This window comes from Albimonas marina, from assembly GCF_029223255.1.
Lineage (GTDB): Bacteria > Pseudomonadota > Alphaproteobacteria > Rhodobacterales > Rhodobacteraceae > Albimonas.
This window is the reverse complement of sequence record NZ_JARHUC010000010.1, coordinates 50,555-62,816: the sequence shown is the minus strand read 5'-3', so window position 1 is coordinate 62,816 and position 12,262 is coordinate 50,555. Positions and strand designations below refer to the sequence as shown.

Below are 12,262 nucleotides of genomic sequence, written 5' to 3'. Positions count from 1 at the left end.
TGCGCGCGAAGTTCCGACCCGCGCCTCCGGGGAGGCGCGGCTGATGGCCGATGCGCGGGTCGCCACCTGCCGGGTGCGCGGGGCGCAGGGCGCGGCCGGGCGGCTGGCCGCGCTCGCCGCCGACGCCCTGCGCACGGCGCCCGAGCCGGGGGGGCGCCTGCTGCTGCTGCGCCGTCTCGACCTGGGCCTGGCCGCGGCGCGCGGGGCCGGGGGCGATCCGGCGCGCGCGGCGCTCGCCCGACGCGCGGAGGAGTCGCTGCGGCGTGCGGCGCTGGGGGCGGTGCATGGCGGCGCGCCCCATGCGGGGGCCGCGGGCGCGGTGTGGTTCCGCGACGCCGCCGAGGCGCGCCGCCTGCTGCTGCTGCGCCGGGCCGCCGGCGCGCCGCTCTCGGCCTGGTTCTGGCGCCTCGCCGTGCCGGGCGCCGCGCGGCTCGCCCGCGATCCGGCCCCCGGCGCCGCCGCGGCCCTGCTGGCCGAGGCCGCGGTCTCGGACGAGGCGGAGCTGGAGCTCGCCCGCCTGCTGCGCGCGGCGCCCGAGGCGGGCGTGGCCGTGGCGCTGACCCGCCTGCTGCTCGCCGCCGCCGGGCCTGCGCCGGGCGCGCCGCTTGCGATGCGCGGCCCGGCGGGGACCGCAGGCGACGCCTCCCACGTTCCGGTCGAAGACGCCTTGAAGGAGGCCGAAGCCGAAACCGCCCGCCTGCTGCGCGCGGCGCCCGAGGCGGTGGAGCGGGGCCTTCGACAGGCCCTGCGCACGGCGGCGGAGGCGGACGGCGCCCCCCCGCGCTGGCTGCGCCGGGCGGCGCTTCTGGCGCTCGCCCCCGGCCTCGCCGCGGCGCCGCGGCGGCTGGAGGCGCTGGCGGAGGGGGTCGCGACGCCTCCCGGGCGGGGCGAGGGGCGGGCGCGAGCGCAGGGCGAAGGATCCGGCGTCGTCGCGCAAGCCTCGCTGCGCTCGGCGCCCGGGGCGAGCCCCGGGGCGGAGGCCGCGGCGCCTGGGGCGACGACCCGGGAGGCGGAGGCGGGGCGGGCGGCGTCGCGACCGGCCGAGCCGGCGGCGCTCCCCACGCCGGCGGAGGAGATCGAGGCGGAGGCGTTCAGCCCCTCCGCCGGCCTGCTGCTGGCGCTGACGCCCCTGCGCAAGGCCGGCTTCGCGGAGTGGCTGGCGGAGCGGCCGGACCTCGCCCGGCGCGGCTTCGGGCCGGCCTTCGTGCTGCATCTCGCGCAGGTGCACGCCCGCGGCGCCTCGGCGGTGGCGGGCGGGGCGGGGACCGCGAGCAGGCGGCCTGTCGCGCCGCGGCAGGGCGGCGCGGCGGAGCCCCGGGGCGATCCGCTGCTCGACGCGCTGACGCCCTGGCCGCCGGTGGAGGCGGCGGATCCCGCGGCGGCCCGCGCCTGGCGGCAGGGGCTCGACGGCTGGCTGCGCCGGCGGGCGGGGCGGGGGCTGCACGACCTCGCGGCGCGGGGCGGCTGGCTGCTGTGGAGCGACGGGCGGATCGAGGCGCGGTTTCCCGCGGCGGCGGCGGACCTGGCGCTGAGGCGGCGGGGGCTCGACGCCGATCCGGGCTGGGTTCCCTGGCTGGGGCGCAGCGTGCGCTACCATTTCCGGGACGAGCCGCTGTGACCCCCGCGCCCCGCATCCGGCCCCGCGGGCGCTGCCGATGAACGTCGCGGCCTCCCTCCCCCCAGGCGGCGCCGGCGCCCTGCCGCGCGGCGCCCTGCCGGAGCTGGCGCTGGCCGCGCTCGCCGCGGTGCATCGCCCGGCGCAGGCCTTCTCCGACCTCGCGCTCCCGTCGGCCGTCGAGGCGCTGCGCGCGGAGCCCGAGCCGGGGGACCGGGCGCTGGTGCGCCTCGCCGACGCGCTGGCGCTGACGGACGCCGAGCTGATGGCCGCGGCCCTCGTCCTCGCCGCCGAGACCGACGCGGAGGCCGCCCGGGCGGTGGCCGAGGCGCAGGCGCCGCTGGGCGGCTCGCGCCCGCTGATCGGCCTCGCCGCCGCCTGTTTCCGCGCGCTGGGCGCGAGCCCGGATGGGCTGGCGGCCGGGCGCGCCGCCGCCGCCGGCCTGCTGACGCCGGGCCCCGAGCCCGCGGCGCTGCCCGAGCGCAGCCTCGCGATCCCGCTCGCCGTCGTCTCGGCCCTGCGCGGCGGGGCGCTGGCGCCCGAGGGCGTGCGCCGCCTGCGTCCCGGGGCCCTGCCGATGCCCGTCCCGGTGCTGGAGGCCGCGCAGGCCCGCGGCCGGGCGCTGGCCGAGGCCCCCGCCGGGCCTGGCGACGCGGTCGGCCCCGGCCTGGTGATCCGCGCCGGCGCGCGGGCCGAGGGGCTGCGCCTCGCCGCCCTCGCCGCCGCCGCCGCGGGGCTGGAGCTGGCGGAGGTTCCGGCCGAGGGGGCGCCGCCTGCGGGCCTCGGCCCCTGGCTGCTGGCCTCGGGCCTCGCCCCGGTCTTCGCGCCGGCGCTGGCGGCGGGGGATCGCTGGTCGCCCCCCGACCTCCCCGGCTGGCGCGGCCCCTGGTTCGCGCTGGCGGGCGCCGAGGGGCTGGTGGAGGCCGAGCCCGCCCCCGCCGACTGGACCCCGCCCGCCCCCGACGCCGAGGCGCGGGCGCGGCTGTGGCGGGCCGGCGGCCTCTCGCCCGAGGACGCGGCGCGCGCGGCGCAGGGCTTCCGGCAGGGGCCGGCGCGGATCGCGGAGGTCGCGGCCTTCGCCCGCGCGGGCGCCTTGGCTCGCGGGGCGGAGGCGCCCGGCTGGGAGGATCTGCGCCAGGCCGCCGCGCGCGGGGCAGAGGGGCTCGCCCCCGCCGCCCGCCTCGTGCCCGGCGCGCCGGCGGACGAGGCGCTGGTGCTGCCCGCGGCGCTGCGCGAGGCGATGGCGGCGCTGGTCGCCCGGGCGCGGGTGCGCGACCGGCTGCACCTCGGGCTGGGCCCCGCGGCGGCGGCGCGCCCGCGCACCGGGCTCGCGGCGCTGTTCTCGGGCGAGAGCGGGACGGGCAAGACGCTGGCGGCGAGTTGGTTCGCGGCGCGGCTGGGGCTGCCGCTCTACCGCGCGGATCTGGCGGCGCTGACCTCGAAATGGATCGGGGAGACGGAGAAGAACCTCGACGGGCTGTTCTCGGCCGCGGCGCGGGCCGACGCGGTGCTGTTCTTCGACGAGGCCGACGCGCTCTTCGCCGCGCGCACCGACGTGGGCGACGCCCATGACCGCCATGCGAACGCGCAGACCAACTACCTGCTGCAACGCATCGAGAGCTTCGAGGGCGTGGCGATCCTGGCCAGCAACAACCGCGAGCGCTTCGATCCCGCCTTCACCCGGCGCCTCGACGCGATCCTGGATTTCCCGATGCCCGAGGCGCCGGCCCGCGCGGCCCTGTGGCGGGCGCACCTGGGCGAGGCCTGCGCGGTTCCGTCCGCCGAGATCGACGCGCTGGCGATCGGGGCGGACCTGGCAGGCGGGCACATCCGCAACGCCGTCTTCGCCGCCGCCGCCCGCGCGGCGGCGCAGGGCCGGGGGATCGAGGCCGCGGACCTGTGGGCGGGGATCGCCGAGGAATACGCCAAGCTGGGCCGGCCCGCGCCCGCGCGCCTCTCGCCCCGCCTCGCCCGTCCGGCGCGGGGGGAGGGATGAGCCGCCCCCCCCTCCTGGTCCGCGGGCGGGAGGAGGGCCGCCCCCGCGCCGCCCCCCGCCTGCAGGCGAGCGCGGCGCTGGAGGCGCGGCTGGAGGCGCGCGCCCTGCCGGGGCGGCTCGAGGGCCGGCTGGAGGCGGGGGCGGAGGCGCGGCTGGCGGGCCTGCTGGACGCGCGGCTGGGGGGCGAGGCGCGGGCGGGGCTCGACGCGCCCCTCCTGCGCCCGGCCTACCTGCGCCAGCCCGAGGGCCCGGGCGCGCCGCGCGACGAATCCCCCCAGGCGCTCGCCCGCTCCGCCCGCGACCGCGGCGGTCGGGAGCGCGCGCCGCCGCCCCCCGCCGGGATCCTGCGGGGGCCGGCGATGGGGGAGGGGGGAGAGGCCGCGCGCCCCGATGCGGCGGCGGGGCTGGGCGGAGGGCCCGGGGAGGCCGAGGCGCGCCCGCCCCCCGTGCCGGCGCCGCGGGAGGGTGACGCCGCGGCCGGCGCGCGGGACGAGGCCGCCCCCGCCGATCCCACGCAGGCGGAGGCGATGAGGGGGCGGGCGGAGGACGCGCCCGGCGCCGGGGAGGAGGGGGCTCGCGAGGACGAGACGCGCGAGGACGCGCCGGGCGGCGCGGGCGTAGAGACGGAGCCGGAGGGCGAGGCGGAGGCCCCCGCCGGGGAAGAGGTCGTCGGCGCGGGGGAGGAGACGCCGGAGGAGGAGGCGCCGCAGGAGGATCGGGCCCGCGGCGGTCGTCGGCGCGGGCGGCGAGGGCGCGGCGGGGGCGGGGAGGAGAGCGGCGAGCAGGGCGTGGAGATCCGGCGCGACGCCGTCTCGCTGCCCCGGCCGCGGGTGGAGCTCGACGCCGACGTGCCCGGCTTCGACGCGCCCCGGCGGCTGGACGTCGAGGCCAAGACCCGGCCCAGGGACGAGACCGAGGAGGAAGGCGCGCGCACCGAGCCGCCGGGCGACGACCACCGGCGCGCCTACGAGGAAGCGGCGGCGGAGCTCGCCCGGCTGCACGCCGCGCTGCGCGCCGATGCGGCGAGCGAGCAGGCGCGGTTCCGCGCGCTCGCCGCCACGCTCGCCGACCGGCGGCAGGCCGCGCTCGACCGGGCGCTGGCGGAGACCGACGCCGGCCTCGACGCCGCGTTGCAGGAGGTGGCGGCGGGGGAGGCGGCGGCGCTGGCGCTGGCCGCGCGCATCGCCCGCGACGGACGCAGGCGCATCGCCGGGGCCGCCCAGACGGTGCGCGACACGCTGAAGGACCGCGCCGAGGAGGTCGACCGCGCCACCGCCGACCAGCGCGACGACGGCGCGGCGATGGAGACCTGGGCCGCCGATCGCGGCGACGAGATCTCGGCCGAGGGCGACGCGGGGCAGGGCGCGCTGAGCGGCCTCGCCCGGGCGCCCGGGCCGCCCTGGCCGGGGAACCTGCGCGGGGCGGCCATGCGCGGCGCGGTGGACGAGGTCCTCCAGACCCGCGTGCCCCCGGTGGCCAGCGAGCGGGCGGAGAAGATGGGCGTCGACCGCGACGCCCACGCGGCCCGGCTGATGAACGCGGGGATGCAGCTCCAGCAGGACGTGATCGCCGCGCTGCAGCCCTTCGACGACCTGCTGACCGGCTTCCGCGTCACCGGCCCCGCCGACGTGCAGCGGCAGGAGACGGCGGCCTACGACGGGCTGGGCAAGGCCGAGCGCCGGCTGAAGCGCTCGCTGCGCGAGACCGCCGCGGCGACCCGCGCGGCGCTGGCCGAGCAGCATGCCGCCCAGCGCGAGGGGCTGGCGGAGAGCGCGCGGACCGCGGCGCGGATCGAGGCGCAGGCGCTGCAGGCCTCTGGCCAGGCGGCGCTGGAATCGCGCCGGGGCCTGGCCGAGGCGCAGCCCGCCACGCTGCGGATGCTGCGCGAGAGCTTCCTCGCCAACCGCAGCCAGCCCCCGGACGTCTTCGCGCGCATCGTGCGCGACAGCGCCCAGGCGGCGGCCGAGGGCGCGGCGCGCAAGGTGCACGAACAGCGCGGCGCGCTCGACCGCGGGGCGACCGGCGCGCTCGACCGGGCGCGGGCGCAGACGGCCGCGGCGGCGGCGGGGCTGGCCGAGGCCGCCTCGCGCGCGGCCGACGCGATGCGCGCGACGGGACAGGAGACGGCGAGCGGGCTGCACGAGGCCGCCGAGGCCTCGCGCCCCGGGGTGCGGCGCATGGCCGATCCGGTGGCCGCGGTGCTCGACGACTATCCGCAGACGCCCTCGCGGGTCTTCGAGGAGATGCTCCGCGCGCTCGAGGCCGACATGCGCGCGGCATGGCTGACGCTGCATGCGGCGTGGAGCGAGGAACCCTCGCAGTCGGGCGGCGGCGAGGGCGGCGCGAGCGAAGGGGCGCAGACCCGCCCCGCCGGCCCCGCCCAGCCCGCCGCCACCGTCGAGGCGCCCACCGTCTTCGTCGACCGCGCCTGCGCCACGGGAGAGGACGCCAAGACCGGCGACGCGCCGGTGGGCGAGCGCATCTCCGGCGACCGGGACACGGTCGCCGCCAATGTCGCCCAGCGCTACAACGACCTGCGCACCGCCTTCGCCCCGGTGTTCCCCGACGGCGAGACCATCCTGCGCCCGCTGCGGGGCCTGACCCGCAGGCGCGGCGCGGCGGTGGAGGAGCAGTATTCCGGCGACCTGCGCGCCCGCATCCGGCGGGAGATGTGGAACGGCCTGCACACCGGGCGCACCATCCGCGCCAACATCCGCGCCGCCATGGCCTGGCTCGACGGCCGCCCGCTCGACGCCGCGCGGCACGAGCTGGATGCGGCGGTGGTGCTGTGGAACGACTCCGACCGGGTGGACGAGGTGATGAAGTCCCTCACCCCCGCCCAGATGGCCGCCTTCAACGAGAGCGCCGAGGCCTCGGGCCTGCTGTCGGAGGTGGCGGAGGATCTCAACGACGAGGACCGCGCCGTCTTCGATCTGCTGATCGAGGGCGACGTGAACGCGGCCGAAGGGCTGCGGATGCAGGACCGAATGGCCGACCAGTCGAGCCGACGGGGCGACCGGCGGGCGGATGCCGCGGTCGACCTGATGCGCCAGGTGCAGGGGAGCGCCGGCGCCTCGGCGCTCGCAGGGGCGGGGGAGTTCGACACGGCCCAGGAGCGCGAGGCCCGCCGCGACGCCGCCTGGCAGGAGATCCTGACCGCGGCCGGCAACGCCGCCCCCACCCAGCGCGACGCCGACGGCAATGCGCTGACCGGGCGCGAGGCGCTGATCGCCTACGCCACGCGCGACGTCGTCTACTACGAGGATACCGGCGGCCCCCATGGCGGCGGCCATTACGAGCGGCGCGTGGACCGGGTGCGCGACGAGCAGCGGCTGCTGATCCGCAACCTCGCCGAATATCCCGCCGACGCGCCGGAGGTCCGCGCCGCGACCCTGCTGGTCGAGGACACCCGCGCCGGCGGCGCCAAGGACGAGCGGGTGCGCCAGGCGCTGGACGATCCGGAGCTGAACGCGGGCCTCGCCAACCCGCTCGACCCCGAGGCGGTGGCCGCGGCCGGGCGCAAGGCCGAGGAGGCCCGCGCCCGGCGCGACTACACCTTCCGGCTGCTGAACCTCTACCGGAACGGCCCCGACGCGCCGGACCGCGACCCGCAGGAGATCCGGGCCGAGCTGGGCGAGAGCCTCGCGCGCGGAACCGACGACCCCGCCCGCGGCGAATACCTGCGCGCCATGGCGACGGGGGAGCTGCACGACCCCGCCGTGGCGGTCGCGGCCTTCAACTACGCCATGGACGGCGCCGGCACCCGGGACGAGGTGCTGAAGGCCCAGTTCCGCTCGATGTCGCGCGAGCAGGTGGACGCGGCGACCGAAGCCTACAACGCCGCCCACCCCGGGGGCCCGCCGCTCTACGAGCGCATCGGGCTGTTCGACGAGGGGAACTTCTGGGACTCCGAGACCTCGGGCGATGCCGCCAACGAGCTGGAGGTGCTGACCCTCGGCGTGCCCCGCAACGACCGGGAGCGCATGGAGGTCGCGGCCCTGACCGCCCGCCAGCAGCAGGAGAGCGCCGACAGCTCGCTCTTCGGCCCGGGCGTGGCGGGGGAGCAGTACGAACGGCTGGGCGAGGCCTACACCGGCCTGCTGGATGCGGCGGGGGTCGAGGAGGGGGACTTCGACAGCCACGGCCGCCTGCGGGTGCGCGGCCCGGACGGCGAGACGCTGACGCTGGGCAATTTCGACGAGACGGGCGGCTTCCGGCCGCCGCCGGGGACGGACGCCACCGCGCTCGCCCAGCAGATGATCGCGGCGCGGGGGGCGGCGGAGGGCTACAACCAGGCCGTCGACAGCGTGGCCAACGTGATCTCGACGGCGATCGTGGTGACGGCGGCGGTGGTGACCTCGGCGCTGACCGGGGGGGCGGCGGCCTCGATCTGGCTGCCGGTGCTGGTGACCATGGGCGCGGGCGTGGCCGCGATGGGGGTCAACGCCGCGATCAAGGGCAACCGCTACGGGCACGAGGAGATGGCCCAGGACTTCGCGATGACCGTGGTGCAGGCCGCGACCGCGGGCGTGGGCGCGGCGGTGGGCGCGGGGATGCGCGGGGGCGGCACGGCGGTGAAGGCGCTGTCGGGCCGCCTGTCGGTGGGCGAGAAGGCGCTGGAGCGCTTCGTCACCTCCCAGGGCGGGCGCTTCGCAGGCTCGCTGGGGCTGGCGGACGAGATGCTGATCGGCGGGATATCGGGCGCGATGGGCTCGGGGGGGAACGCGCTCCTCGACGACCGCGCCTGGGAGGAGGGGCGCTGGGGCGAGGAGTTCGGCCACTCGATGCTGCGCGGCTTCCTGTCGGGCGGGCTGGCGGCGGGGGCGATGCGCCCGTTCAGCCGGGCGGCGGGGTCGCGGCTGTCGGGGACCGGCGGGCCGGGCGCGGGGCCCGAGCGCTTCGGGCTGGGCGCGCAGGCGATGATCAAGGGGCTGGGCTCGGGCGTCTCGGGCTCCGGCTCGGCGGCCTTCGACATGGCCTACGACCATTCGCGGGGGCGCGACGTCGGCTCGTTCCACGACGCGGTGACCTCGGTGATCCGGGCCGGCGCGCAGAACGCGGTGCAAAGCTGGGGGGAGGCGCACGGCGAGGCCTTCGGGGATGCGAGCGGCCTTTCGCGTTCGATGCAGGGCCGGCGGATCGTCCCCCGCCGCGTGCCTTCGCCCTCGGGCCCCGAGGGCGCCCGCGCCCGGCCGCCGGAGGAGGCCGCGGGCCCCGCGCCGCGTCCCGCCGAGGGACCGCAGGAGGCGCCCGCCCGGCGCCCCGCGCCCGGCGCGCCCGAGGCGGCCGACCGGCCCCCGGCGGAGGCGGCGCGCGCGCCCAACGCGTCGGAGGCAAGGGACCTCGCCGAGACGCTGGACGCGGTCAGCGTCGGCCTCGAGCTGGGCCTGACGCCCGAGCAGGTCGCCCCCACCCGCATACCCGGCCCGGACCCCGACGCCGCCGCGCCGCCCCGCCCGCAGGCCGAGGCCCCCGTCCCGCGCCCGGGCCCGGAGACCGAGGCGCCGGCCGCCCCGCGCCTGCCGGGCGGCGAGGGGCCCGCGCGGGGCCGCGCCACGCCCCCGCCGCTGCCCGAGGCGATGGGCGGCCCGCCGCGGCCCCTGCCGGACGTCGACCCGATGCCCGAGGCGACGGTCATGCAGTCCTCGGACCCGACCAGCCGCGACGACCACATGCTGATGTACCGCAACTCCATCGGCGACGACCCCGCGCGGGAGGCCGCGATCTACCGCAACGCCGAGACGGGCGAATACATCGTCGTTCAGGGGGAGGAGCGGGTCGTCTCGGTCGGCACGCAAGGCGAAGGGCTCGCCGGCCCCGCGGCCGAGGGGCATTCGCAGCGCTGGAAGGAGCTGCTCGACTCCGACGCCGGGCGCTGGGAGCTGGAGGCGCACCACCAGCCCGGCGTGGATCCCACGGACGGGCGGCTGGGCGCGCACCGCCTGCCCTCGGGCGCGGGGGGCGACTTCTCGGTCCTGATGGGGGAGAGCCGGGCGGCGGGGGGCGGCCGGCGCGTCTCGGAGATCCACGTGGGCGGGGAGATGGAGCCTTCGACCCGCTTCTCCTACGACCCCGACGCCGCCGAGGCCCGCTTCCGGGTGGAGTTCCACGATCCCCGCACCGGCGCCTCGCGCTCGCAGGACTTCGACAGCCTCGACGCCTACGCCCGCTGGTTCATGGCCGAGACCGGGCAGGCCATGCCCACCGCCTTCGACGAGGGCCCCGCGCAGACCCTGCTGCACGGCACCCACACGGGCCACGGAGAGACCATCCGGCGGGAGGGGATCGACCTGCAGGCCGGCGGCGCGCGGGAGCAGGACTTCGGCGCCGGCTTCTACATGGCGCGCACCGAGGCGGACGGGCAGGCCTACGCGGATCGCACCTCGGCCAACGGGCGGGCGCGGGCGGCGGCGGAGGGGCGCGACGCCGCCGACCCCCTGCATTCCGTCGAGGGCGAGGTGATGCGCGGGACCCTGCCGCTGTCGGAGCTGGGCTCGGTCGTCGACGTGCGCCCGGGCGGCGCCCACCGGGAGCTGTGGGTGGAGTTCCTCGGCCAGCCGCTGCTGCCGCGCGGGGCGGCGATGACGCGCGCGCAGGTCGATGCGGTGATCGCCGATCCGGGGGGCTATCCCTCGCATTACGTGCACCTGACCACCAAGGGGGACCGCGCCTCGGCCTTCGAGGCGTTCCTGCGCCACCATGGGCTGGACCCCGACGTGGTGGTGGGGGACCTCGGCGGGCTGGGCACCGCGGGCACCGGGACCGGCGAGCAGGTGATGATCCGCAGCCCCCGCGCGGCCCGGCGGATGGAGCGGGCGATGGGCGTGGGCGTCCACGCGGACGTGCGCGACGCGCCCCTGCATCCCGACGCGCCCCGCACGCCCGAGGGCCAGGGCGGCGGCGGGCGGCCTCCCGGCGCGGCGGACGCCGACCTCCCCCCCGCGATCCGCGAGGCGCTGGCCGAGACCGAGGCGCTGCCCCCCGGCATCCGCGCCGCGCTGGCGGAGACCGAGGCGCAGCAGGCCGCCGCCGCCCGCCGCGCCGCCGCCGCGGCCGAGGAGGCGCTGCCGCCGCTGATCGAGCAGGCGCTGGCCGACACCGCCGCGCGGGAGGCGGAGCGCGCCGCCCTCTCCCCCGTCGACCGGGCGCTGGCGGACATCGATTGGTCAAGCGATGACAGGCCCGCGGGGCCTCCGCCGCCGGAGGCCGCCCGGCAGGGGCCCGAGACGCGCGCGGCGGGCGACGCCGCCGTCGCCCGGGTGCGCGAGATGATCGAGACGCGCATGGGCGCCCCCGCCGCGCGGCGCCTGGACGAGCTGCTGCTGGTCGGCGGCCCGCACATGCGCCGGATGCTGCTGGCCGAGACGCTCGACGGCCGCCTGCTGGCGCGCGGGCGGCTGGCGCAGGCGCTGGCCGAGCCGCTGGGCGCGCGCCTCTCGCAGGACGAGATGGACGCGCTGCGCGAGGTGCTGGTCGACCGCGGGCGCGACGACGCCCCCGAGGCCCCCGACGCCGAGATCCGCCGCGAGGCGGAGGAGCGGCTGGCCCGCTGGGCCGAGCACGGGATGGGCGCGGACGAGGCGGCGGCGATGCTCGCCGCCGACGCGCGGCTCTACGACAACCCCGCCGCGCAGCTCGACGGGGCGACCCGGCGCTACGGCTACGGCCGGCATCGGCGCGACGAGATGGCGGCGGCCGAGGCGCCGGTGCTGGCGACGGCGCGGGACCGGGTGGCGGATCCGGCGCTGGAGGTGGAGGGCAAGGCGGAGCTGTTGCGCGCCCTCGACCACCCAGACGCCGAGCAGCTGCGCCGCTTCGCCTACGCCACCCTGCCGCGCGACGGGGGCGGGGAGTGGGACCTGCTGGCGCAATGGGGCGCCTACCGGGACATGGTCGGCGCCCACAACCGCGGGCTCGAGGCCGGCGCCGCGCCCCGCGCGGTCACCGCCGAGGGGTTCATGGCCTATGTCCGCGGCCACCAGCGGCGCACGCAGCTTCCGCGCGTGTCGGAGGTGGAGAGCGCCTTCCAGACCTTCGGCGTCGAGATCTCGGGCCCCACCCATCCCGTCGACGCCGAGTTCGCGGTGCTGAAATGGGCGCAGGAGCCCGACCCCGACCGCGGCCCCCACGCGACGCGCAACGAGCCCAACGCCCCCGGCTCGGATCTGCTGGGGGTGAACCGGGAGACGGGGCAGATCCTCTACGTCGACGACAAGGCCTGGCAGGTGCGCAGCGACGGGCGCGACGAGATCGACGCGGTCGGCGCCCTGACCCGCAACCTGGCGGGCAACATGGAGGACGACGCCGCCGCGCTCGACCTGCAGCTGCGCGCGATGGCCGAGGCGGGGGTCGAGGTCGACCCGGTGATCGCCGACGTGCCCCGCCGCCTGCGGGAGGCGGCGGCGGCGGTGCGCGACCAGTTCTCGCCCGAGACCTTCGACCTCGAGCGTCACGGGCCGCGGCTGGCGCGGCTGATGGCGCATTTCGACATCCGCCTCGCCGTCACCAACGCCCGCCCCGGCGGGCGCCGGCGCGAGGACGTGACCGACAAGCTCAAGAAGGCGGGGGTGGAGTTCCTGACCGGCTCGGTCCAGCCCTGAGGCGGGGGTGAGGGGGGGATCACGCGTGCGTGAGCGGGAAACCTTCGCGGT

3 protein-coding genes are annotated in these 12,262 nt (G+C 79.3%); all 3 read left to right on the top strand.

Annotated elements, in window-relative coordinates; genetic code table 11:
- Positions 1-43: 43 nt before the first annotated feature.
- From P2H44_RS22895 to P2H44_RS22885, 3 genes are read left to right on the top strand one after another with little or no spacing between them, the layout of a single operon-like run.
- A complete protein-coding gene (locus P2H44_RS22895; protein ID WP_275767395.1) occupies positions 44-1,618 on the top strand; it encodes a hypothetical protein in 1,575 nt (524 codons plus the stop codon).
- 37 nt (positions 1,619-1,655) lie between these two features.
- Positions 1,656-3,611: an ATP-binding protein gene (locus P2H44_RS22890; RefSeq protein ID WP_275767394.1), complete on the top strand. Its 1,956-nt coding sequence runs from the start codon at positions 1,656-1,658 to the stop codon at positions 3,609-3,611.
- Entirely contained in the window at positions 3,608-12,211 is an 8,604-nt protein-coding gene (locus P2H44_RS22885) for a hypothetical protein (protein WP_275767392.1), read from the top strand. The genes P2H44_RS22890 and P2H44_RS22885 overlap by 4 nt, the downstream gene beginning before the upstream one ends.
- The last annotated feature ends 51 nt before the right edge of the window (positions 12,212-12,262 follow it).

Coding starts and splice junctions, on each gene's coding strand:
- P2H44_RS22890 (WP_275767394.1), top strand. CDS start 1,656: ATGAACGTCGCGGCCTCCCTCCCCCCAGGCGGCGCCGGCGCCCTGCCG.
- P2H44_RS22885 (WP_275767392.1), top strand. CDS start 3,608: ATGAGCCGCCCCCCCCTCCTGGTCCGCGGGCGGGAGGAGGGCCGCCCC.
- P2H44_RS22895 (WP_275767395.1), top strand. CDS start 44: ATGGCCGATGCGCGGGTCGCCACCTGCCGGGTGCGCGGGGCGCAGGGC.